Annotated in this window: 19 protein-coding genes; 10 read left to right on the top strand and 9 right to left on the bottom strand. The window is 46.9% G+C overall.

What is annotated here, in order from left to right; genetic code table 11:
• The first annotated feature begins 90 nt into the window (after positions 1 to 90).
• The 3 genes from PPO43_RS04390 to PPO43_RS04380 all read left to right on the top strand — a co-directional run bounded on the left by PPO43_RS04390 (position 91) and on the right by PPO43_RS04380 (position 2950).
• The gene (locus PPO43_RS04390) at positions 91 to 801 is read left to right on the top strand and encodes an NRDE family protein (protein WP_272620594.1); all 711 of its coding nucleotides are present in this window, start codon (positions 91 to 93) and stop codon (positions 799 to 801) included.
• Complete coding sequence (gene mqnB / locus PPO43_RS04385) at positions 798 to 1481, top strand: futalosine hydrolase (protein WP_272620593.1); 684 nt, start codon at positions 798 to 800, stop codon at positions 1479 to 1481. The genes PPO43_RS04390 and mqnB overlap by 4 nt, the downstream gene beginning before the upstream one ends.
• Positions 1482 to 1927: 446 nt before the next feature.
• Positions 1928 to 2950: a TQO small subunit DoxD gene (locus tag PPO43_RS04380; RefSeq protein ID WP_272620592.1), complete on the top strand. Its 1023-nt coding sequence runs from the start codon at positions 1928 to 1930 to the stop codon at positions 2948 to 2950.
• A gap of 738 nt (positions 2951 to 3688) precedes the next feature.
• On the opposite strand, the gene PPO43_RS04375 is transcribed toward PPO43_RS04380, so the two are convergent.
• Together PPO43_RS04375 and PPO43_RS04370 are read right to left on the bottom strand one after the other, a co-directional pair.
• Positions 3689 to 8392, bottom strand: coding sequence for a S8 family serine peptidase (locus PPO43_RS04375; protein ID WP_272620591.1), 4704 nt, complete (start codon positions 8390 to 8392; stop codon positions 3689 to 3691).
• 315 nt (positions 8393 to 8707) lie between these two features.
• Positions 8708 to 10714 (bottom strand): M1 family aminopeptidase, encoded by a 2007-nt coding sequence (locus PPO43_RS04370; protein WP_272620590.1) that lies wholly within the window; start codon positions 10712 to 10714, stop codon positions 8708 to 8710.
• A 458-nt stretch (positions 10715 to 11172) separates the two neighbouring features.
• Between PPO43_RS04370 and PPO43_RS04365 the strand changes: the two genes are divergently transcribed.
• The 4 genes from PPO43_RS04365 (at position 11173) to PPO43_RS04350 (ending at position 14532) form a co-directional block, all read left to right on the top strand.
• A complete protein-coding gene (locus PPO43_RS04365; protein ID WP_272620589.1) occupies positions 11173 to 12204 on the top strand; it encodes an alpha/beta hydrolase in 1032 nt (343 codons plus the stop codon).
• 7 nt (positions 12205 to 12211) lie between these two features.
• The gene (locus tag PPO43_RS04360; RefSeq protein WP_272620588.1) at positions 12212 to 12967 is read left to right on the top strand and encodes a TerB family tellurite resistance protein; all 756 of its coding nucleotides are present in this window, start codon (positions 12212 to 12214) and stop codon (positions 12965 to 12967) included.
• Positions 12968 to 13189: 222 nt separating this feature from the next.
• Positions 13190 to 13540 (top strand): bactofilin family protein, encoded by a 351-nt coding sequence (locus PPO43_RS04355; protein ID WP_272620587.1) that lies wholly within the window; start codon positions 13190 to 13192, stop codon positions 13538 to 13540.
• Positions 13513 to 14532: a polysaccharide deacetylase family protein gene (locus PPO43_RS04350; protein ID WP_272620586.1), complete on the top strand. Its 1020-nt coding sequence runs from the start codon at positions 13513 to 13515 to the stop codon at positions 14530 to 14532. Before PPO43_RS04355 ends, PPO43_RS04350 begins: the two co-directional genes overlap by 28 nt.
• Here the strand turns inward: PPO43_RS04350 and PPO43_RS04345 are convergent.
• The 6 genes from PPO43_RS04345 to PPO43_RS04320 all read right to left on the bottom strand — a co-directional run bounded on the left by PPO43_RS04345 (position 14466) and on the right by PPO43_RS04320 (position 17475).
• Positions 14466 to 15623, bottom strand: a complete 1158-nt coding sequence (locus PPO43_RS04345) for a glycosyltransferase family 39 protein (protein ID WP_272620585.1) — start codon at positions 15621 to 15623, stop codon at positions 14466 to 14468. The genes PPO43_RS04350 and PPO43_RS04345 overlap by 67 nt on opposite strands.
• On the bottom strand, positions 15601 to 15984 hold the full coding sequence (locus PPO43_RS04340) for a hypothetical protein (protein WP_272620584.1): 384 nt from the start codon (positions 15982 to 15984) through the stop codon (positions 15601 to 15603). Before PPO43_RS04340 ends, PPO43_RS04345 begins: the two co-directional genes overlap by 23 nt.
• A gap of 192 nt (positions 15985 to 16176) precedes the next feature.
• On the bottom strand, positions 16177 to 16527 hold the full coding sequence (locus tag PPO43_RS04335) for a hypothetical protein (protein ID WP_272620583.1): 351 nt from the start codon (positions 16525 to 16527) through the stop codon (positions 16177 to 16179).
• Positions 16514 to 16825, bottom strand: a complete 312-nt coding sequence (locus PPO43_RS04330; protein ID WP_272620582.1) for a hypothetical protein — start codon at positions 16823 to 16825, stop codon at positions 16514 to 16516. Before PPO43_RS04330 ends, PPO43_RS04335 begins: the two co-directional genes overlap by 14 nt.
• An 11-nt stretch (positions 16826 to 16836) precedes the next feature.
• A complete protein-coding gene (locus PPO43_RS04325) occupies positions 16837 to 17160 on the bottom strand; it encodes a hypothetical protein (protein ID WP_272620581.1) in 324 nt (107 codons plus the stop codon).
• Between the two features lie 9 nt (positions 17161 to 17169).
• The gene (locus tag PPO43_RS04320; RefSeq protein ID WP_272620580.1) at positions 17170 to 17475 is read right to left on the bottom strand and encodes a hypothetical protein; all 306 of its coding nucleotides are present in this window, start codon (positions 17473 to 17475) and stop codon (positions 17170 to 17172) included.
• Positions 17476 to 17623: 148 nt separating this feature from the next.
• Between PPO43_RS04320 and PPO43_RS04315 the strand changes: the two genes are divergently transcribed.
• From PPO43_RS04315 to PPO43_RS04305, 3 genes are all read left to right on the top strand, one after another.
• Positions 17624 to 19126, top strand: a complete 1503-nt coding sequence (locus tag PPO43_RS04315; RefSeq protein WP_272620579.1) for a hypothetical protein — start codon at positions 17624 to 17626, stop codon at positions 19124 to 19126.
• A 7-nt stretch (positions 19127 to 19133) separates the two neighbouring features.
• Complete coding sequence (locus tag PPO43_RS04310; protein WP_272620578.1) at positions 19134 to 20177, top strand: diphosphomevalonate/mevalonate 3,5-bisphosphate decarboxylase family protein; 1044 nt, start codon at positions 19134 to 19136, stop codon at positions 20175 to 20177.
• A gap of 273 nt (positions 20178 to 20450) precedes the next feature.
• Positions 20451 to 21632: an amidohydrolase family protein gene (locus PPO43_RS04305; protein WP_272620577.1), complete on the top strand. Its 1182-nt coding sequence runs from the start codon at positions 20451 to 20453 to the stop codon at positions 21630 to 21632.
• A 929-nt stretch (positions 21633 to 22561) separates the two neighbouring features.
• Here the strand turns inward: PPO43_RS04305 and PPO43_RS04300 are convergent.
• A complete protein-coding gene (locus tag PPO43_RS04300; RefSeq protein ID WP_272620575.1) occupies positions 22562 to 24256 on the bottom strand; it encodes an amidohydrolase in 1695 nt (564 codons plus the stop codon).
• Between the last annotated feature and the right edge of the window lie 4 nt (positions 24257 to 24260).

Genomic DNA, 24260 nt, shown 5'->3' with positions numbered 1-24260 from the left:
GAGCCCCGATACAGCCCGACCCGGCCCTTGGCCGGGGCAGCCCCAAAATATCCCCAACCCCCAACCGAAAAACAAGAACTTTATAATATTATGTGTACCGTAACTTACTTGCCCCTAGGCAAGGACCAATTTGTACTGACGTCTAACCGAGATGAGAGCCCCCGCCGCCAACCCGAGGGGATTTTTAAGAATGAGGAAAAGGGGTTGATTTACCCCAAAGAGCCGAGCCAAGGGGGAACTTGGATTGCCGCCTCGGATAATGGCCGCCTGCTTTGTTTGCTCAATGGCGCCTTTGTGAAACATAAACACCAACCGCCTTATAAGCGCAGCCGTGGCCTGCTGGTCCTCGATTTCTTTGATTATGAAGATGCGCCCAGCTTTTTTGAACACTATGATTTTGAAGGGATCGAACCCTTTACTTTGGTCATTTATGACCGAGGCAGTTTGTACCAATTGCGCTGGGATGAGGAAAGGGCTCATGTAGAAGAATTGATGCCCACCGAAGCCTATATCTGGTCTTCTGCCACTCTTTATCCCGCTCCGATTCAGGCCCAAAGAGCGGGCTGGTTTAGCGATTGGAAGGGCCAACAAGGCATCTACCGCCCAGAATCCGCTTGGCAGTTTCATCAGGAAGGTGGCCAAGGCGATATCGAAAATGGCCTAGTGATGTACCGCAATAATGGCATTGTGCAGACGGTTAGCCACACTCAAGTGGTCCTCGAAAATGAGCGCTTTAAGATGCGCTATTATGACCGCCTCAGCCAAGAAGAATATCTCGCCGAACAAGCCACTCAACTATGAAACTCCTGATTGTCGCCGCTACCGAACTAGAAATTTCGCCCCTTTTGCAATGGCTGTACAAAAACTGGGAGCCCCAGCGCAGAGCGGGTAGCTTTAAGCAAGGCCAACTAGAACTACATTGCCTAATCACTGGGGTGGGCAGTATGCATACCGCCCATGCTTTGGGCCAAGAGCTCCTCTTAAATCCCCCCGATTTGGCGATTAACCTAGGGGTAGCTGGAGCCTTGAATCCCGATTTGGTTTTGGGCCAGCTCTATCACGTTCGGGCCGAAATCTTAGGAGACCTAGGGGCCGAGGAAAAAGACGGTCGCCTATTAGATCTCTTTGATTTGGGCCTCTTAGAACCAAGTAATCCGCCTTATATCAATAAGCGGCTTTATAATCCCCAGGCCGATGAAAGCGAGTTTTTGCCCCTGGCTACGGGCCTAACGGTCAATAAAGCCCATGGTTCTGCCCATTCTATCGAGCAGATTCGGGCCAAATATCCCGAGGCCGATTTGGAGAGTATGGAGGGCGCTGCCTTTTTCTTTGCCTGCCTGCAAGCCAAACAGCCTTTTGTGGCCCTGCGGTCTATCTCCAATTATGTAGAGCCCCGCAATCGAGCCGGCTGGCAAATGGAAAAAGCCCTAGACAGCTTGTTTGAAGGGGCTAAAGGACTTTTGGAAAGCTTTAGCAAATAGCTAAGAAAAGCGCAAGGAATAAAGCCTTATGTTTGTGCCTATGAAAAGGCTTCGCAGATATATTGGCCTGCTCTTTTTGGGCAGCTTGCTCTTGCTGGCTCCTTGCAAAATGCGCTGGGCCCTGCAAAGCAGTTTGGGCCAATTGCCCACGGCTGTGGCCGCAAAAGCCAAAGGCCTAAGCTGTGCGAAAACAGAACAAAAAAGCGAAAACAGGCTTCTGCAATGGAGCCAAACGATAGTGAAGCTAAAGAAAATAGGTCCAAAGCCTCTTTCTTCGGCTTCGCTATTTTTTTTGAGCCAAATGAAGCGGAAAAATAGAGCTATGCTCGATGCCGAAGGCCCTCGAGGCCCTCCTCGACCCTACTTTCTGCTCTACCAACAATGGAAAAATGAGTTGATGAATGCTTGGCAATTAAGCAATTCATTCATTAAAAAAACTCATTTATATGTCAAATCAAACAACAGCCTTGCCCCAAGATGGGCAGCAGTTCCTTTCTTATAAATTATTGGGCGTCTTTAATTTGGGCCTCCGCCTAGTGGTGGGGTGGACCTATTTCTCGGCTTTTTGGCGCCGCCTGATTCTCTCTAATAAGCTAGACCCCGATGCGGCTAATTATATCGGCATCAAGTTTAACCATTTTTTGCCGCAGGCCCTAGGCATTGGCCCAATCATCGAGTTTTTGCTCGAACATCCCGCCTATCTCTGGTGGGCCATGCTCTTTTTTACTTTGGTAGAGGGTGTTGTGGGCCTCTTTTTTATGCTTGGCTTTTTAAGTCGCCTGATGAGTCTGGCCGTTTTGGGCCTTGCCCTAGGCATTTTGCTGGGTTCGGGCTGGTTGGGCACGACCTGCCTAGATGAATGGCAAATTGGCATTTTGGGGGTATCTGCTGGGGCCAGTATATTTATGACGGGCGGAGGCCGCTATAGCCTAGATCATTATGCTTTGGAGCATTGGGGCTGGAGCAGTTACCTGTCGTTCTGGAGCTCTGGCCCTATCCGCTGGGAACGCTTCCAAAAGCCCGTTTTATGGAGCAGTTTGCTCATCTTGGCCCTCGCCCTTTATACCAATCAATATTTTCATTCGGGCCTATGGGGGCAACTACACAACAAATCTGTTAAGCCCAAATTGGCCCTATCAGCCCCGCTTCTTCAGGCCGATAGTCTGAGCTTTGAGCTCTATCGCATAGAGGGCGTAGATGTCTATGGCTCCTTTATCATCCAGATTGAATTGTTAGATGAGAGAGGGCAAGTTCTAAAGACCTGGGACCAAAAGGTGCTTTCTAGCCTGCCCGACCAACAAATTCAGAATGCTTATCCCGCTAAAATCAAGGCGGGGGCACATAGCCTAGTGGTTCCCTTGGGGGCCAAGGCTCGCCTGAGTCTGCCCCTTAGCAAAAGGCTGGCGGCTAAGGCCAAAGCCCTAAGATTAGTCGATATTTCGGGTTTGAGTTGGGAGTTATCGCTTTAGGATTGGAGGATTATTTTTTGGGGCTGCCCCGCCCTGCGGGCGGGTCGGGCTGTCCGCAGCTCGCTGTTCGCTCGGCCCTGCGGCGCTAAAGCGCCTGGGGCTGCCGCCTAGGGCGGCCCTGCTCTCATCCCTCAGCCTGCGGGCGCTTTGCGCCCTGCTAGATCCATAAGATTTAGGGCCAGCTATTTAGCTGGCCCTTTTTAGGTCCTAGCCTAAAGAGAAAAGTTTCTTTTAGCTATTTGCTCTGCAAAAACTAGCGATCAAAAGGCAGGGAAGGCATATATCTGTGCAAAAACTAGCGATCAAAAGGCAGGGAAGGCATATATCTGCGTAAAAACTAGTCATCAAAAGGCAGGGAAGGCATATATCTGCGTAAAAACTAGCGATCAAAAGGCAGGGAAGGCATATATCTGCGCAAAAACTAGTCATCAAAAGGCAGGGAAGGTATATATCTGCGCAAAAACTAGTTATCCTAAGATAGGGATGGCATATATCTATAGAGAGAATAGCTTAAAGTAGCCTTTTTTTATCAAAGGGGGGCAGAAGCGAAGGGTTCCCATTTGGCCTAGGGGCCTGAAAGGGTGGCCGCAGGCCAGACCGAAGCCCGAAGGGCTGAAGGGCCGAGCAGACCTGCGAGCCCTGCAAGGGCCCGGCCGCCAAAGGCGGCAGGCCCCAAAAAAAAGAGACCTCCTGAAAAGAAGGTCTCTAAGTTTGAATATCAAGAAAAATCGGGAGGGATTAGTCTTGGATAATCCATTTGAGGGTAAGTTGTTCTTCTGCCTTTTGGAGGCGCAAGAAGTAGAAGCCGGGGGCTAGATTTTCATTAAGATCTAGTTTGTTTTGGCCGGCGGGCAGTTCATAGCTTTTCAAGAGGCGGCCATCTAGGGAGAGTAGTTGGATGCTCAAGTTTTGGCTAAGTGCGCTAGAGAGTTGCAGTTGGCTTTGGCCAAGGCTAGGGTTGGGGAGGAGGCGAACATCTGTGCCATTGCTCCAGCTTTGGGTAGCGGTAGGTCCGACAGTGACTGTATCGGTAAAGCTACAATTGCCGTTAATCGTCAGTTGAACGACATAAACGCCAGCGGCAGCATAGGTATAGCTAGGATTTTGTTGGCTAGCGCTATTGCCATCGCCAAAGTCCCAGTTCCAGTTATTGGCTCCAGCGGATTGGTCCGTGAAGTTAACGGCAAGGGTACTAGCATTTGCGTCATGGTTAAAGTTAGCTTGATCGGCGGAAACATTTACCGTAACGGCAGCAGAGCGGCAGGGGGCATCTTGGATCTCCCAATCATAGAAGAAATAGTAATAATCGGAGTTAAAAGAAGAGCCAGTAATGCTAATTAGGCCGGCGACACTATAGGGGTAGTTGGCTCCACTACTATTTCTGTAGAAATCAAAGGCCGTTCCTCCGATGCTGTAAGTGCCTGCAGCGGGTAGTACAAAATTAAGTGTAACTCGACTTTGGCCGCTGGGAACATTTACGGTAGTTGATTGGATGAGGGTGCCTCCGCCATTGATGGCATCATAGAGCTCGATTGTTCTATTTCCAGCAGTATTGGCATCGACCAAAACAGAGACGATGCGAATGGGGCCAGAAGCGTCGAAATTGAGGTATTGAGTACCCGTGAAATATCCACCAGGGCCTACAGTTGTGGGGGTAGCAGGGCCAACTTGTTGAGAAGGAGAAGTAATTACACTTTGGACCAAATAGCTACTACTTGTAGTTGAGGGGATCGCATTATAATTTTGGCCTTCAAAGAGGAGGTTGCCATTTGCGTCGGACCACCAGATATCGTTAGTGCTAGAGGCGCTAAGGGCGATAGCTTGTCCAACACAGCCATTAGCTGTAGTTGGTGCAGAGGGGGCGCTAGGGAAGTTAACGGTTATGTAGTTGGTTTGGGTAAGTGTATCGCTTCCCAATTGATTGCTAGTAATTAGCTGCACGGTATAGCTACCATTGCTAGCGTATTGGTGGTTGGGGTTTTGTTGGTTAGAGGTATTGCCATCGCCAAAATCCCAGCTCCAAGAAGTGGGGCTATTAGTAGATTGGTCTGTAAAAGAGATAGCGCCGCTACAGCTAGTTGTGCTATTTACATTAAAGGCTGTTGTAGGGACGTTGTTGACTGTGTTAATGTTGATATTATCTAGAAAAAGGTCGTTGCCAAAGCCACAAATATTGACAAAGCGGAAAGCTACATTATTGCCAACATAAGGGGCAAGATCAATAATTTCTGTGCGCCAGTCACTAGCATCAGAGGGGCTAAATTGCCCAGTTTGCGTACCTGCTGTAGCTAGGTTGAGATTTTCCTTAAAGTAGAGTTGGCTGTAAGTTTGTCCGCAATCGGTAGAGACTTCTACGCGTAGGCCATCGTATAGAGAGCTGCTGTATGCGGCATAGGCTACGTCAAAGCTCAGTTGGGCAGCGGGGGCATTGGTGAGGTCCATGCTAAAAAAGCCAAGGACATCTTCTTCGCCAGCGGCATTATAGGAAAAGTTATTGACTCTAATAGCGGTAGTAGGGCTGCCATTGCTGCCCGTCACATTATCCTCTCGCCAGCTAAGGCTTGCGTCATTATTTTCTAGGTAAGAATTTGCTGGAGGGAAGACGCCTGATTCAAAGTCTTCGATATAAGGGAAGCTGCTAATCGTTGTATTAAAGTCAATGGTCATACTAATGGTATCATTACAGCGGGCGCCATCTCCAGGGATATTGGTCCATACCTTAAATTGATATTGGCCGGGGCCGGCTAAGACTACAGGTTGACTAAAGCTAAAATTAGTGAGGCTACCGGCGGCTAGTGTACCTGTAAAGGTATCAGTAACAACAGTTTGGTTGTCTAGTTGGTAGTAGACTTCAAAATTGCTTTGTGCTTGGTTACTGATGTTGGTTAGTTCTACGTCTACGGCTAGTGTATCTCCATTACAACTTTGTTGAAGGGCTTGAGGGCTAAAAACTTGATTGATTCCAGCGTCATCTGTCAAGCTACAATCCATCATACAGGCTGAATTACCGCTATTGCCTCCTTGCATTTGCACGGCAATAGCTCGTCGGCCTCTAAGCCCGTTGGGACCTTTAGCCCGAACAGAGAACCACTGATCATCATTGATATTGTTTACGGGAACATCAAAGCTTAGGGTTGCTGTAGAGCCAATAGAATCCATATGAGTTGCACCAAGAACAAAGACATCGTATTCGGTGGCGCCAGCTACGGCATCCCAATTGATGCGGACGGTATTGGCAGAAGTACAAACGGCTACGATGCGAATATTTTGAGGTGTTTCAAGGATAGAAAAATTGGCATCGCTAAGGTCTGTATTTGTTCCTCTTGTAATGCGGATAAGTCCTTGCCCAGTTACTGTAGCGGGAACGGTCCAATCAATAAATCGAGCGCTACCAGCTACATTAGTTTGTACAGTACTCCAAGCGTTGCCATTGTCGGCACTGTACTCAATATTGAAGCTGTTTGTTGTTCCATAGGCATCCCAATGGATTCGGTCTTGAGTTCCAGGAATAAGGCCTTCGCCACCAACGGGATAGGTAAGCATAATCTCATCGGTTAGGAATTCATAGACGATATAGTAGTTTTGAGGACCAAAAGGAACGCTTGTGCCTGCTACGTTAATCGTGTAAGTTCCTGCGCTAGGGTTGTCGATAGCCACTTGTTCCACATTGTTAAGGGTATCTACACCTTTAGTTGCAGGGAGAGCTAGGGTAGAGGCAAGGGGGGCTGGATCTAGGATCCAAGGGAAGTGTGTCGTGTTGCTAGGGTCATTAACACTAAGGTCTAGGTTATTGACAAGTGCTAAGGTAGAAGAAGTAGAGGCTTCTTTATCATGCCAGTAGATCATAATTTTAGCACGGCGCACATTTGCTGGAATGTTGATGGTATGTGTTGCGCTAGCTGCTTGTCCAACTGCTCCATTGATATAACGATTATCTTCTAGGGTTTTGAGGGCGCGATAAGCATTAACCTTACCCCAACCAAAAGAAAAGTCAGGACCATCATTACCCAAATCATTGGCAGAGTTGAGCAAAGCTGCTTTGAGTAGGGCAGAGGGGGCGTCAGTGCCTGCATTCATGCTGCGATAAGCTTGATGTAGTTGAGTAAGCACTCCTGCGATGCCAGGGGCTGCCGCAGAGGTTCCACCACCAACGGCATAGCTATTATCTGGGTCGGTAGAGACATGGCCTTGACCATGTGCTGCGATATCTGGTTTGATCCGACCGTCTGAAGCGGGGCCACGGCTACTACTAGTCGCTAGGTCATCATCATTATGGAGATTAGCTGTTGCTAGAACATTTTTCCCCATTTTATGTCCTCCTGTAATGTTTCCCCATTGACTGCCAGCGCCGTAGCCACAGTCGCTACCATTGCTGTTTCCGCCAGAGAAAACTTGGATGAGGTTGGGGTTATTATAAATTTCTTGGTCTACGGTACGGGTAAGTGTGGTATAACCAGCATTACATCCGTTGGAGTAAGAGCTAGAGAAAACCATAACGGAGCTATCTTGGTGAAGGGCAACCGTAGCAGGGAGGCTGCTATTATATTGGCGCACGTGTAGGTAGGCATTGGGCGCCATTCCTCGCATGATTGGATTGAGGTTTCCTGCTCCACCAACAATACCCACGGTCATATCGCCATGTGTTCCGGTCATATCGCCAGCTACATCTTGTTGGTTGGCTCGACCTTTAAAGTCGATATGGGGGCCGACAAATCCATCATCGTTAATAGCGACAGCTACGCCTTCTCCATTATAGGCGTAGGCACCATAATAATCGCCATCGATAAGGTTGGCGCGGTGAAGGTTACGTCCATCATCTGATTCGGGTTGCCCTGGATCTGAAGGAAGGTCTAGGTAGCGAACAAAGGGTTTTTTGGCCAAGTTTTCAATTTGGCTAGGGGCTAAGCTAGTGACTAGCGTTCTACTCATTGGGTTGACAAAGAGTAGGGGGTAGCCTTCTGCTTGGAGTTGGGCCAAAGACTGTTCCCAGTTAATATTTTGATGAATTTGGACAAAGAGCTTGAGTTTCTGTCCCTGCATGGCCCAAATAGGAAATGGACGCTCGTCTAAACGGGCATCCATTTTATGTTTGGGAGCTAAGGGTTTGAGCCCACGAATTCCAAAGTTTTGTAGGTCCTGAATATTCAGGCGAGCAGGAATAGCCAGTAGGTAGGTATTTTTAGGCAGGTATTCCAAAAATACAATGCCTTGTTCATTCATGGCAGCCCGTTCTTTGGCATTGGGGAGTTGGCTAAAGTTGGCTAAGCGAAAGAGCTTACCTTGATAAACATCTTGTTGCTGGGGACTGCTAAAACTACTGAGATCAGCAGCAATAAATTCTCTGCCTGACTTGAGTTCTAGCCAGTCTCCTGCTCCTGTTTGGGCCTGAAGCCCAAAACTAGAGAGCAGCAAGGCAGCGGCAAAAGCATAAAGTATACGCATACATTGTAAGGTTGTAATGAAGAATTGGTTTGCCCTCTAATTTAAAATTTTATTAGTTGAATTGTGCTTTTTCTTATTTTAAGTTCTGATTTGAAATTATTCTGAATATGAATTTCAGGACACTACAGGCCCGAAGGGCCGCAGGCCTAGGGGCCCAAAAAGGTGGCCGCAGGCCAGACCCAGCGGGCGAAGCCCGCGCAGGGCCGAGCAGGCCTGCGAGCCTTGTAGGGGCCCGGCCGCCGAAGGCGGCAGGCCCCAAAAAAAGGCTAGCCCAAAAATGGACTAGCCTTATGAATGTATTGCAAAAGTGCTTTTTTATTTAAAGCGTTCTTCTAGCTGAGTGACGCGGATGACCTTAGAAAAGACATCTGATTTTCCGATAATTTTGAGTTCGAAAACGCCTCGGCTTTTGGGCGGAACGGGCAATTTGAAGCTCAGTTCTTTTTGGCCCTTGATTTTTTTCAGCTCTTGGCTTTGAAGTATCTTATCTTCTAGGATATCGACTCCATTGGCTTTTTGGATGAGTTGGATTTCGATATTTTGTTTTTTGGGGCTATCGAAGCTAAGGGCAATTTTTCGACGGCCTTGGCTAGTCGTAATGCTCATGTTTTCGATGGGGCTGCGGCTAGAGAGAATCTCTCGGGTATATTGTAGGTCTTTAAAAATCCAGTTGAAGGGATCGAATTCGAGTTTATTAAAGTTTTGCTCTAGCTCGACTTCTATACTTTGATCGGCTTGGGCCTTGAGTTGCACGACCTTTTCTACTGTGCTGCCATCTTCTAGGGTAAAGCGAAGGCGGGCGGGCATTTCAAAGAATTGTTCTTGGCCTTCTACTTTTTCTTGTAGGATGCGTAGATTGATGCCGTTGCGGCTTTTTTCATACTCTACTTTATAGGTGGGGTAATATTCGCCAAATACCCATTGATCAAAGAAGTATTTGAAGTCTTTGGGCTCATTTTCACTAGCGTAATATTCGCAAATTTCTCTAAAGCGCTCGGTACTCAAATAGGTGCTTTTGCCTCTTTTGAGTTCGGTAATTCCCTTGAGGGTTTCGTAAAAATATTCGTCGCCCATAATGCCGCGAAGCATGTGAATTACATACATGCCCTTTTTAGAGAGGCGTTCTTGAGAGTACTCATTGATATTATCCAAATAGAGTTTTCCGCCTTCGTAGTATTCCTTTTGGTCCAAAATAATTTGGTAAACGTTTAGTCCACGCTTATACTCTTGCCAGGTGGCTTCGGCATAGGTGGCTAGGGCTTCCGTGATCCAGGCATCCTGCCAAGCTTCTGGCGAAATATGGTTGCCAAACCACATATTGGCTGCTTGGTGCACCACTTGGTACATATGAAAGCTCTTGAGGTCTTCTACCAAAACTGCTGTTTGGGTGGGCATACCATCTAGACCTAAAGGCAAGCCCAATTCAATGACGCTAAAGCCTTCATCTTTATAGGGGTAGGGGCCAAAAGTGCGGCTCAAACAAGCCATGATTTCCTTAGAGCGATTGATCGTTGCATTGGCTTCTTCCAAATGCTCTGGAAAGATATAAAAGTTGATCGGGAAGCTATAGCCTTTGGCTTTGTACTCCACTTCCATTTTGGCAAAATTAGAAATAGCAATGGTCAAGTGGTGGGGCGCAATACGATGACGGTGACGCCATTTAAATTTGCGCTTTTTGCCATCTTCGATAATTTCTGTCCCTTCCAAAACACCATTAGATATGGCTGTATAGGGAATTTTTCGCTCTTTTTCTTGTACCATAGCCGTACTAAAACGAACGGGGATGCTCACATCTACATAAACAGAATCTACCTTGTCCCCAATACCTCTGCGGCAGGGAAACCAACGATAACCCGCCTGAGGATAAGCCGCTAAGGCAACTAAGCGACTCTGAAATTTATCCTTTCCACGGTTTTTGACTAGTAACCCTTTGGTTACGGTTTCTCCATCGACATTAACCTGCTCATTTTCTGGAACACCCTCATAATGCACCGTGATTTTACCTCTTTCTTCTTTGCGCAACGGACGGCTCGATAGCTTAACCAAGACTTCCTCCCCTTCTCGTTCAAAAGAGGCCGCACCATCGATTTTTGTTATTTCCATCCCCTCGCCAAGGTCCAAATAAAGCGTTTCTACCTGGTCTTTAACCGCTACAAATTCCATATAGACCTTGCCCTTGATTTTAGGATTGTCAATGTCTATATCAAGGTCCAAATGATAAAATTTCATGTTTACATTGTATAGCCCATCAGTATCTTGAGCCCCCAAACTAAGCGGCAAAAGAAATAGGACCATCATGGTAAGTTTCAATAATTTTGGCATAAGATATCTTAGATTAAATTAAACCTCTGGCCGCACTGCCCAGTAAGTTCTTCAGTTAAATTAGGAGTTGAGGCTGAAAATACGAGGAACTCATTTAAAAATGACCTTTTGGCAGCAGCAGACTAATAAATTTGCCCCTTTTAGGCGTTTTTTAATGCGTTCGGGAACGAAACGATTCCCTAAAAAGTAAAATAACTGATTTTTTAGCTGCTCCTCCTTTATCTTTGTTATTTTTCTGTTTCCAAAGGCTTAAAGCAGCTCCTTATTTTGTTCTTTAGGGGCCCGCGGCCAGCTAGCCAAAGGCTAGCTTGGCCGCCGCTATGCTTCGCGGCTCGCAGGTCTGCTCGGCCCTGCGCGGGCTTTGCCCGCTGGGTCTGGCCTGCGGCCACCGCTGCGCAGCGCTGGGCCATTTGCGCCCCCTTTTCTTTGGTCATCACGCGTTTAATTAAGTCAGAACTATGCCAAGTATACAATCGACCTTTGTCAAATACGCTATGCGCGCCATGCGCCAAGTGAGCCTCAATTATTTAGATGATATTGAGCGAATGAGAAAAGAACACGATAAAGCCTTGGCCCGCTTGTCGGCTCCAAAAGAGCTCAATTATGAGGAAATAGAACTGCCCAACTGCTCGGCAGAGTTTTGTCGCCCAAAAGAGAATAATAGCCCCAAGATAATTTTATACCTACATGGCGGGGGCTTTGTGTTGGGATCGGCTAGGGCACATCGGGCTTTGGTGGGCAAAATTGTAGATCAGTCAGGCATTCCCGCCCTAAGTGTAAATTATCGCTTGGCGCCGGAACATCCTTTTCCAGCTGGATTAAATGACGCGCTTTCGGCTTACCGCTATTTATTGGACCAAGGCTATTCTCCTCAATCCATTTTTGTGATGGGCGATTCTGCTGGAGGTGGTTTGGCCCTCAGTTTACTCCTAAAACTTAAAGAGATCCATTTGCCCCAACCTTTGGGGGCGGTGGTGCTCTCTCCTTGGACCGATTTGACCTTGTCTGGCGAAAGCTTAGAAAGTTGCCAAAAAAATGACCCAATCCTATTGGCTGAACATGCTGGGGATTGGGCCAAATCTTATTATGGAGAGTTGGCTCCCAATTCGCCTTTGGTTTCGCCTTTGTTTGGCGATTGGAAGGATACAGCCCCTATTTTGGTGCAGGTAGGTACTGCCGAAATTCTCTTAGATGATAGCCGCCGCCTAGGCGAAAAAGCCGCCGCAGCTGGGGCCAAAATTTGGGTGGACCTCTGGGAGGGTATGCCGCATGTTTGGCAGTTTGCCTGGGCTTATGTGCCCGAAGCCCAACAAGCTATTGATAAAATTGCTCGATTTTTAGCCATTTTGAGTGAAAAACAAACGCCTAAAGCTGAGGATCCAATTTTAGAGCAGTTGTCAACAACAGAAGAGAATAACCACCCTATGCTAGAATGGTGGCAAAAAAGTAGTGAGTGGTTACAGCAAAGCTGGCCCTTGGGTAAAAAATAATGCGTAGATGAATTTACTGAAACAACATATTGGGAAGCTTTTGGGGCTGCTGTTAGGCGGATTGCTTTATTTTCCAATAGGTATTTTATTGGGCCTTGGAATTGGCTTTTTTATAGATATGTTTCTCCAAAAAGGAGGGGGGGCGCCAAAAAGACGCAAGAAACAATTACCTCAACCGAATGATAGTACGAACTTTATCCTCAGTTCCCTAATTTTGGCTGCTGCTGTTGTTAAGTCCGATGGAGAGGTAGAAGATTTGGAGTTGAGTTATATTCAGAAGTTTTTGGTAGAGCAGTTTGGGCAAGATAACTTGCAGGAGTATATGGGAATCCTTAGTGCTGCTTTGGAGCAAGATTGGGAGCTCTCTAAAATTTGTCGACAAATTTATTTGAGTAGCAATTATGAAACCCGCCTGCAGATGCTTTATTTCCTTTTTGGTATTGCCAATGCAGATTATAGTATCGATCAGGTGGAGGTAGATACTATTAAGCGGATTAGTTTAGAGTTGGATTTGCCACATAGTGACTTTGTCTCAATCAAAGCGATGTTTTATGATGAGATGGATAGTCATTATAAGATTTTAGAGTTGCCGCCATCGGCTTCAGATGCTCAGTTAAAGGCGGCTTATCGGAAGATGGTCAAGAAATATCATCCAGATAGTTTGGCGAGTTTGGGGGAAGCGTTTCAGAAAGTGGGGGAGTCTAAGTTTAAGCGTTTGCAAGAGGCTTATGATACGATCTGTGAAAAGCGAGGCTTGAAATAGGTCCAACTGCGTTTTGCAGGCCCGAAGGGCCGCAGGCTGAGGGATGGGAGCAGGGCCGCCGAAGGCGGCAGACCCAGCGGGCAAAGCCCGCGCAGGGCCGAGCAGACCTGCGAGCTGCGGAGAGCCCGACCCGACCGAAGGGCGGGGCAGCCCCAAAAAAAGAAAAAACTTGGCCTATTAAGTAGAAGTTATTATCTTGAAGGCCTAATTAGAAACAATTTTATGGAAGAAAAGAAAGCAATTGCGGCCAAAGAGGTTTGTATTTTGGCGCAGGGTACGATTATCGAGGGGAGTTTGGAAACCAATTCTAATATCCGATTGGAGGGGGAATTGCATGGCGAGCTAAGATGTGGTGGCCGTTTGGTAATGGCGCCCAAAAGTAAGGTGATGGGCCAAATTAACTGTAAGGAGCTCATTTCGGAAGGGGAGAGCAAGGGGAATGTAAAGGCCAAGTCGTTGGTGTATTTGCAGGCTTCGGCTCAGTTGACGGGAGATATAGATTGTGAGCGATTGCAGATTGAACAAGGAGCAATATTTAATGGCCAATGTACTATGCCCAAAGACAAGGCTTAGGTCCTTGGATGAAGAATAATATGAAAAAAGGTCTGGACCAATTGGCTCAGGCCTTTTCCCTTTCTTTTTGGCAAGAAAAAGCAAAGGTAGAAGCGTTTTTTCCCTTTTATCATGCGGTAGAAGCGGAGCCGCAGCCACATATTTCGCCCCTTTATCCCTTGATTTCGCCTCAGCAGTTTGAGGTGGAGTTAAAGTTGATTTTGGCTCATTTTGAGCCCATTGATTTAGGGGAGGTACTGGCTTGGGTTGAAGCGGGGCGCCCAGCTCGAAAGCCATTTTTTCATTTGAGTTTTGATGATGGCTTGAGTAGTTGTTATCATATCATTGCGCCTATTTTGTTGCGCTTAGGGATTCCAGCTACTTTTTTTATCAATGGGGCTTTTATCGATAACAAGCGTTTGATGTTTAGGCATTTGGCGGCCCTGATTTATAGCCATTTGGAAGAGCGAAAAGAGTTGGGCCAAAAAGATGCGGACTTACTTTTTTCTGCGGGCTATGCTCAGGAGGATGAGCTTTTGGTTTGGGCGGAGCGTGTGGGCTGTTCAGTAGATAATTTTTTGGTCCAACAACAGCCTTATTTAAAGCTAGAAGAGCTGAAAGCCTTGCAAACTATGGGCTTTAGCATAGGCGGGCATAGTTGGAATCATCCTTTATACAAAAAGCTCTCTTTAGAAGAGCAATTGGTTCAGACAGAGAAAAATCAGCAGCAGTTGGCGGCTTGGTTGCCGCAGCCTATTCGGGCCTTTGCTTTTCCCTTTACAGACCATGAAGTAGAGTTGGCCTTTTTTGAGCGGGCCAATTTGGACCTTAGTTTTGGTGGGGCGGGGATTAAGGAAGAAATGCAATTGAGCCAGCATATACAGCGTTTTCCGATGGAAGAAATGCGGATACGGCCAGTGGAGCAAAAATTAAAGTCGGCTTTTGCTTATGGGAGTTTGTTACGGACCTTAGGAAAGAGCAAAATAGATAGGAGTGCAGCAAAAAGAAGATAGCCCCAGAGCAACCAACCGCTTTCTGCATATTTATAAATGCGGTAGCAGATAAACAGGCTGCTGCTGCCTGCTAGAAAGAGTAGGGCAAAACTACTTCGTCCTGAGAAATACTGCAAAAGTCGAGGATATAAGAATAGAAGAGGGAGGCTGCACATCATCAGGATGCGGTCCATATAGTAGGGCCAAGCAAAAGGGAAAAGCAAATAAGCTAGGCCGACGGTAGTTAAAATGGCCCATTCCCAATACTGAAATTGTTTTTTAAAGTAACTGAGTAGGACAAAAGCGAAAGGGAAAAATAAGAGATCTAAGGTTCTGGCCAATTGCTGGAAATAGCCAATGATTGGAATTGTATATTCAATAGGGTCGGTATGCGCAAAGCGCCACCAACTAAAAAGTGATTTTCCAAATTGCCATTCGGCCCAAGCGGAGCCAGTGAGAAATAGCAGCAGAAAACCGCTGCCAGTAGCTAGGTAGAGACGTAATTTTTGGGTCCAGAGCAAATTGGTTTTAAAGAGGAGGAGCAAGGCCCAAAGTAAACCCGCCATCAGGATAGATTCTTTGACTAGAATACCGACTCCCATAAAACAGCCCAGCCAAAAGGCGGTGCTATAATTAGGTCTTGCTTTTTGGATTAGCCTCAACGCCCAATAGCTGGCCCAAAGCTGCATGGCCCAGCCGCTGCCATCAGTCATGCAGACGGTAGAGAAAATAGCGTAGGGAGGGGCCATCAGGCTAGTGCTAAGTAGTAGGATAGGGGCCCAGGCTTGCTGGGGATAGAGTAATTTTGCAATTTTATAGAGGGCCAAGGCCGAAAGAAAATAGCAGAGCCATTGCTGCCCCAGGATTCCCCAATAAATGGGCAAGCCTAATTTGGCCCAAAGGGCAATAGGGTAGAAGGGGTAAAATTTGGCGAGGCGGTGCGAGCTATCTAGGCCAATATCTTTTTGGCCCAAAATAATTTCTACTGCTTGGATGTAGCTATTGGTATCGGTTTGATATTGCAGAAACCAAAAAAGGCCCAAACTTAGGCCAAAAAGCGCAAGGACCAACACGATAGCGGCAGATGGCCTAGGGCTGTTGATTGTCGGCATTAGGCTGATTTTTACTAGGGCGGATAAGGAATTCTCCTATGCGCAAACTTAGCCATAAGGCGGAAAGGAAGCTAAGGGCTAGGCAAAAATAGAGTAAAATGGATCCAAATAGTTCTGCTTCCTCTACGGTCCCCTCTATTGAAAACTGCTCTAGGTAAAAGAAGTAGCCTAATCTAATCGTGCGATATAGTAGATCAGCTAGCAGAACAAAGAGCTCTTCGCAGAAGTAGTAGATAGGAAGACCAATAAGGCCCCAAGTTAGTGGATTTTTATTGTGGCGAATGGCTTTCTTTCTGTAGAGATAAAAGTTGAGGCCAAGCGTAAGAAAAAGAGTACTATGATAGATGTAGTAGGTTGTCATGGGCGTGTTTTATGATAGGTTTAGGGATGTAGGGGGCGAAGCCCCCTTGGCCCGCTGGGCCAAATGGCCCAGCGCTGCGCAGCAGTGGCGCAGAGCGCCAGACCCAGCCGCCTAAGGCGGCGCAGGGCCGAGCGAACAGCGAGCTGCGCAGCATAGCGGCGGCTGCCCCCTATAAAGGGCGGCCGCGGGCCCCTAAATATCCGCATCTAGAATATCTGAATTGGAGGAGGAAGGAGCGGGTCTTTTTGCTTGGGGAGCAACAAAAGAAGGGGTTAGCTTAAGGCTAAGGACGCAGGCGATTAGGGGGAGAAGGAGTAGGCCAATCGCCCAATAATCATTGATGGGCCAAGAAAGGATTTTGAATAGGCCAAAAAATACCTTACTGAATAGGATGAAAAGGATAGAGAGGCCCGTCTGAAAAAGAAAGCCAAAAGCCGCCCATAGCAAGGTATTCTTGCTGTGTTTACGGGCAAGAGAAGCATAATAAAATAGGCTGAGCAGGCTGAGGATATAAGTGAGGAGATGGGGGCTAATCGCGTTCATGTTCTGCTGTTGTTTGGACCGTAGAAATTAGGTAAGGGGCCATAAAGAAAATGGCTGCAAAGCTAATGAGGCTGCCTGCCAGACTGAGGGCCAGAAATAAATTTTCATTACTGATGCTCTCGCTAAGGGCAATAGTGAGCCGGCTGAGATAATGGCTAAGCCCAAAGAAAAGAATGGGGCCAGCTAGGCCCCATACTTCTGGATTTAGTCTAGCAGCTTGAGCTTTGAGGCGGTAATGTCCGTAAAGGACTAAGGCCAGAAAAAAAAAGAACAGGAGTAAGTAAATAGTCAACTGCATAGAAAAATGGTTTAGATATCCGCGTCTAAGATATCTGATTTTTGGGGAGGGCTATAATTTTCTAGCCAGCGTTTGTTGCCCCATTTGCAGACACTAATAGCAAAAGAGGCGGTAATAAGAATTTTGCCAATTTCATGTATACCAATGGCCAAATCGCCAAAAACGAACTCAAAAACTAGGGAGACAACTATTCCAATTAAGATATAGCTGCCAATAAATAGGCCCATACCAATGAGGAGCCATTTGAGTTTGGGCAGGGATTGCTCGGCGGCGCTATCCCAATACCATTTGCCAATGGCTAGGGCGCCCGCAAGGATAATAGTGAGTATGATCATAATGATAATTTAAAGGCCAGCATCTAAGATGTCGTCTTTTGTAGTTGATACTTTCTTTTTTAGTAGAAGAGGGGCCATCAAGTAAGTCCAGATTAAAGCGAGCAAAGAAGCGATCAGCTTAATACTCGTTTCTGATTTAGTGCTGACATTTAGGTCTACTTCTAGTAAATAGACAAATAGAAACATGAGGCCAGAAGCTAGAATAGCATAAATAGAAAAAGCTAAAAATGCCCATAAATAAGGGTTTTGGTCTATTTTTTTTGCTAATCTCCAGTAATAGCGTAGAATAATTAGGAGTAAAATTAATGAGATCATGAATCGAAAATAGCGTTTTGGTTTTAGATAAAAAGGACTGTGGAGTTATATAAGAAATAAATTTAAACCGTCAACTTAGCTTTAAGTTTCATCTATTTCATTTGGACCTAATTTTTTAGTCTGTAATTTTACATCAAACCATCTATACATGCATAAAATTATACTTCTATTATTGATCAGTTTTTTCCCTTTATTTTTGGGTGCACAAGGTCTGTTTTTGGGCGATCGCCAAGAGCGACTAGGCGGTTATAAAACCTATGCGCTCTTAGAATATGAGGAAGATCGCTTTCAAATCTTGCGTTTTAATAAGCAATTCGATAAGGCCGAAACCGAAATTTACGATGGTCAGCTCAAGTTAAAAGGGCGTTATATATCGAGCGATAAAAAGCGAAAATATGGAGGCGCTATGCACATTCATGGCAAAAACTACTTACTCTATTCTTATTATATAGATAATAAAGTACTCAAACGCTATGAGGAGGTGAGTCTTTATGCTAAGGAGATTGTACCCGATAGTTTTCAATTGACTCCAGATAGCATTACCCTAATTCCTCCCTTTGATATGAAAGAGCGTCTCTATCGGGGAAATTTTGTTCTTTCTCCTGATGGCAGTAAATTATTGCTCTATGACTATGAAGAAGAAGGCGACATTGAAGATATCCGAGGACTAACCAATAGCATTCGCCTTAGAGTATTGGATATGGATTTAAATCTGCTTTGGGAACGCAAACTGGATCTTTCTCCCAACCAAAGTGGAAAAAGAGTGATCGCCATTCAAAAACTTAAAATCAGCAACGAAGGAGTGGTGGCTATTCTCAGTGATCAGTTTCGAGAAAAACGCTCTTATCAGCTTAAAAAAGTGACCGCAGATCCCGTAGTCTTTTTTGTAGGCCAAAAACCTCAAGAATTTGTCCGCTTTAGTCCCAAATTGGGCGATTTTTTCTACAATGAAATGGACCTTCTCTTTGATGCAGAAGGAAATATTTACTGGACGGGCTTTTACTCTCAAAAGAAATACTATAAACAAGGCGGCTATTTTCTCATCAAAATCAATGCGGAACGCAGCCAGGTTTTGGCCAAAAAGAAACAGGCCTTTTCTAAGGCTTTAAAAGGTCAGTTGCTCCACCGAAAAGCTAGCAAAATCAAAGAAAAAACAGAATTACGCAATTATAACTGTATTAGCTTCCGCCAACTGGCCGATGGCCGCCTTATCCTACTGGCCGAACAACGACCCTACGGCATCCACAACTTCAAAAGCCATAATATTTTTGTGCTCTGCTTCTCTGAAGCTGGAGAGTTACTTTGGGAACAAAGTATTCTCAAACACAACTCTTTTCCTAAGTCTAAGGCTACCTTTTTACGTCCCTATCTTTGGGAGAAAGCTGGAAAGATCTATTTGCTCTTCAATAGAGGCCTCTACGGCCGAGAGTCAGGGGCCTATCTGGCCCAAATTGATGCCCAAGGACAGCTAAAAGAAAAACAGTTACTATCTTACGAATTCAAGGACGAATTGCTCTGCCCCGAATTGAGCTACCCTCTTCAAGATGGTCGCCTGTTTATCGGCCTGCAATCTCTCTATTTCAGATATTATCAATTTGGTTTTCTAGAGCCCCAAAGCTTTATAGAGGCCCCAGAATCAACATCAAAATAATTCTATCATGAATCAAATTTGCTGGAAAAGCCCCTCCAATATCGCCATCATTAAGTATTGGGGGAAGTATGGTCGCCAACTTCCCAAAAACGCTTCCCTCAGCTTTACACTTTCTGAAGCCTATAGCCAAACCAGCCTCCGCTATAGCCCCAAAACAAAAGGCGGTATCCAATTGCGCTTTTTGTTTGAAGGTCAAGAAAAACCAGCTTTTGCCCAACGTATCCAGGGTTTCCTAGAAAGTATCCTCGATGAGCTCCCTTTTCTCGATGAATATAGCCTCGAACTAGATTCTAAGAACTCTTTTCCCCATTCTGCCGGCATTGCCTCCTCCGCTTCTAGCATGAGCGCCTTAGCCCTCTGCCTCTGCGATATGGCCGCCGAACTAAACCTTGGTCCCCAATCCGATCAAGCCGAGTTTTGGCAGAAGGCTAGCTATTTTGCCCGCCTAGGCTCTGGCTCCGCCTGCCGATCCCTCTACCCTATGGCTGCCTCTTGGGGCGAATCTAGCCAGCTAAAAGATAGCGCTAACCTCTGGGCAAGCCCCTGTGCCAACTTCCTACACGATGATTTTAAGACGGTCCAAGATACTATCCTACTTGTGAGCCGTGCCGAGAAATCTGTCTCTAGTACCGCTGGTCACAAACTCATGGAAGGCAACCCCTTCGCCCCCCTTCGCTACCAACTAGCCGAGGAAAATCTAGGCAAACTTTTACCCGCCCTCCAATCTGGCGATTGGGAAACCTTCGGCCAAATTGCCGAGGAAGAAGCCCTGATGCTACACGCCCTCATGATGACTTCTCGCCCTTCTTACCTACTGATGCAACCGAATAGCCTCGCCCTGATCGAAAAGATTCGCGACTGGCGCCAACAAACAAAACTCCCCCTCTATTTTACCCTAGACGCAGGCCCCAATCTACACCTGCTCTACCCCAAATCGATCCTGCCAAAGGTCCAACCCTTCCTTGAAGAGGAATTACTCCCCCTCTGCGAAAAGGGCGGCTACTTAGCCGACGAATTAGGCTGTGGACCCGAAAAATTAACGCTGGTCTAACCACCAACTAAAAGCTTCCTCTAGGAGGCTTTTTTTATGCCGCTATTTTGGGGCTGCCCCGCCCTGTGGGCGGGTCGGGCTGTCTCGCAGCTCGCTGTTCGCTCGGCCCTGCGCCGCCTTAGGCGGCTGGGTCTGGCGCTCTGCGCCACTGCTGCGCATCCCTCAGCCAGTCGCTGCGCTCCTATGCGGCGGCTTCGCCGCCTGTCTCAGAGATTTCTAAAGATAAATCAACAGTTTTTTCTATTTTTGGCCCCTAAATTAAAGACATATACCATGAGAAAAATAAGCGCCGATTATATCTATCCCATTAGCGATGCCCCCATCAAAGAGGGCGTTTTGGTCCTTGATGAAGAGGGCCGCATCCTAGAAATAGGCCAACGTACAGATTACCCCCAAGAAGAAATCGAAATCCATAAGGGGATTTTGGTCCCCGGCTTTATCAATGCACACTGCCACCTAGAGCTTTCTCATATGCTCGGAAAAGTGGAAACAGGCACTGGCCTAATCGACTTTATTAAACAGGTGGTTTCTAGACGCAATGCCCCCGAAGAAATTATTGCCGATGCTATCGCTTGGGCCGAGGACCAAATGATCGCTAATGGTATTGTGGCCGTAGGCGATATTACTAATGTTCCCGATACCTTTGCCCAAAAGGCCAAAGGCCGCCTGCGCTATTATAGCTTTGTAGAATGTTTCGACTTCCTACAAGCCGCCAATGCCGAAACCGAATTTGAAAAATACAAGGCCGTCTATGACGCACTTCCCCTAGCGGAAGGCAGCAGAAAAGTCATGGTGCCACACGCACCTTATTCCGTTTCTCCCCAATTGTTCGAACGCATCAATGCCGCCAATCAAGGAGAAGCCCATACGGTAAGCATTCATAACCAAGAGACGCCTCCAGAACAAGAACTCTTCCTCAAGGGAACAGGCGGCTTTGTCGATTTTTATGGCCAATTTGGCTTCTCTTTGGACCAGTTCCAACCCAGCGGAAGAACAGCCATCCATTACGCCCTCTCGCAAATGGACCCAGAACAAAAAACGCTCTTTGTTCATAACACCCTCACTTCTGAACAAGATATTGCTTTCGCCAAGAGCTGGGGCAAGGCAGTCTATTGGGCCAGTTGCCCCAATGCCAATCTCTATATCGAAAATCGCCTCCCCAATTATCAAGCGTTTTTGAAAAAAGGCGCCAAAGTTTGCCTAGGTACCGATAGCCTCACCTCTAATTGGGCCCTTTCTATCCTAGACGAAATCAAGACTATCCGCCGCTACCAATCTTATGTCCCTTTTGAGACGCTCTTGCAATGGGCCACGCTAAATGGTGCCGAAGCCCTGGGCTTTGAAGAGGAGTTGGGTAGCTTTGCCCCTGGCAAAAAACCTGGCGTTAATCTACTCACCGTAGCTCCTGGCCAAAACTATGGGGATGAAAGTACTGCCGTCCAAAAATTAGCCTAATTTCCTGCTCTTGAGGAGGCCAAAAAGCGGTATTCGTCGCTGCGCTCCTCATTCGCAATATAACCCGCCCACCCACCCCTCTACGGGATTCCTTACGGAATCCCTTGGGATGGATGGGCTTTTTTATTTGTAGGTGGGACTATTTAAAATTTTGTGTGCGCCCTTGGCCCTAGGCGATGATTAGCCTTTTATAATAACTGTAGGTTAAAACCTACAGCCATATGTGGTATTGCTGCGCAATGATGTATGAATGAGGGTTAAAACCCTCATAAAATTTAAAGGCCAAAATTTTATTCGGATACACAAAATTCTGAACAGTATCAGCCGGTTATATTTTTTACCTAGCTAGTTAGCTCCCAGACATAGCCAGTTATGTCTGGAACATAACTTTTGCCCTTTTTGATTTTGTTACATTATTTTTATTTTTAACAACTCCCTAACAATTGGGGGCGATTTAGCCAATCATTGCTTAGCGGCTTGTTCTTCAACAGCAAGAAGTTGTTTAGGGCCATGGGCTGAAGCCCATGGTTGTAGGGCTGTGCAAACTGGCGAGCTAAAGCCCTTGTTTGCTATAAATGATATGGGCCGATGGTTTCAACCATCGGCTCATTTTTATTGCGTTTAGTATGGCCTCTTTTGTTGCTGTGGGTTTCAACCCACAGGTTCAAAAAAAAATCCCCTCGAAGGAGGGGATGACGATGATTCTATAGCCAAGGCCCTTGGGTTCCTATGAAAATTATGGGGAATAAAAAACGAAAGCCAAACTGCCGAAGAAAAAAGTTAATAGAAAAAAATGGATGAGCGGCCTAGCGATGTGCAGCAGTGGCCGTCAGGCCAGACCCAGCTGCCTTTGGCGGCGCAGGGCCGAGCGAATAGCGAGCTGCGGAACGTAGCGCCGCAAGGCGAAGCCGCAGCGGAGGCCCCAAATACTACTTCCTCAAATAGACTGTTTTGCCATTTACAATAGTTTGGAGGACCTTAGTTTGTGGAATATCTTGGAGGGGGACCTGCATAATATCTTGGGAGAGGATGGCAAAATCGGCAAACTTTCCGAGTTCTAGGCTGCCTTTTTCTTTTTCTTGAAAGGCGCCATAGGCGGCATCTAGGGTATAGGCTTTTAGGGCTTGTAGGCGGCTAAGTTTTTGGTCGGCTTCATAGATTTGGCCATCATTGGCTTGGCGGCTGACGAGGCTATAAAAGCAGGCGATGGGATTGATAGATTCCACGGGGGCATCGGTGCCGTTAATTAGTTTAGCGCCAGAGGCCAGCAATTGTTTCCAGCGGTAGGCGCCCATAGCGATGCGCAGGCGGCCGAGGCGGCTTTGGGCCCAGGGGCGGTCGGAAGAAAAGTGGATGCCTTGGATGGAGGCAATAACGTCTAGTTTGGCAAATCGGGGAATATCTTGGGGGGCAATATGTTGGGCGTGTTCAATTCGGAAGCGGTGGTCTTTGGCGGCTTGGGGATGTGTTTTTAGGACTCGTTCATAGATATTGAGTAGTTCTTGGTTGGCGCGATCGCCGATAGCGTGGGTACAGAGTTGGAAGTCGGCCAGCAGGGCTTTTTCGGCAATTTCTTCAATTGTTTTTAGGGGGAGGGTAGGGTGGCCAAAATGGCCGGCGCGGTCGCTATACTCTTCGAGCATCCAGGCGCCTCTAGAGCCTAGGGCGCCGTCGGCATAGAGTTTAATGCCTCCGATGCTGAGAAAGTCGCCTTTTTCGGGGCCTTTTTGCAGCCATTTTTCCAGGAAAGGGTCTTCTTGGCCTTGGACATCGGCGGCATAATTATTATAGGCCAGCATGACCCAAAGGCGGAGGGGGAGTTCATTTTGGGCCAGGGCTTTTCGGTAAAGTGCGATAGCGGCAGAATCGGAGCCTGCATCTTGTAGGCTGCCGATGCCATAGCTGAGGGCTTCTTGGATACCGGCTTGTAGGTCTTGGTAGCGGCTATTTTCGTCGGCTGGGGGAAGGGCCTCTTTAATAATAGACATGGCATTTTCGGTAAAAATGCCTGTGGGGCGGCCATTGGGAAAGCGGATAATTTCGCCTTCTTCATTCATTTGGGTTTCGGGGCTGAGGCCAGCTAACTGCATAGCTTTTTCGTTAGCCATTAGGGCGTGGGCGCTAGCGTGCATCAGCAAAACGGGATGATCGGGGACAGCTTGGCTGAGGGCATCATGCGTTTGGTAGCCTTTGATAGAAAAGGGGAGGGAGTCCCATTTACTTTGGTGCCAGGCACGGCCGATGATCCATTCTCCTTTGGGAGTATGTTGGGCTTGTTCTTGGACTATTTTGATGAGTTCCTCATAGCTTTTGACTTGGCTAAGGTCCAGTTCTCGTTTAAATTGTCCGAGGCCCAGAATATGGGCATGGCTTTCAATAAAGGCGGGAATCAGGGTTTTTCCATTGAGGTCAAGCAGTTCGGTATTTGGGCTTTGGTATTTTTGGATATCTGTCCAATTTCCGAGGGCGATAATTTTTCCATTGGCTACGGCTAGGGCTTCGACCTGAGCTTGGCTATTATCTAGGGTATAGATGGGGCCATTAAAAATGAGGAGTTCGGCTTTGGGGGCTTCATTTTGGCAAGCGAGGAGTAGGCTAAGGGCAAAGATATAGAGCAGGCGCATAGAG

Source organism: Saprospira sp. CCB-QB6, from assembly GCF_028464065.1.
Taxonomy (GTDB): domain Bacteria; phylum Bacteroidota; class Bacteroidia; order Chitinophagales; family Saprospiraceae; genus Saprospira.
The sequence above is the reverse complement of the archived record's forward strand: the minus strand, read 5'-3'. Positions and strand labels throughout refer to the sequence as shown.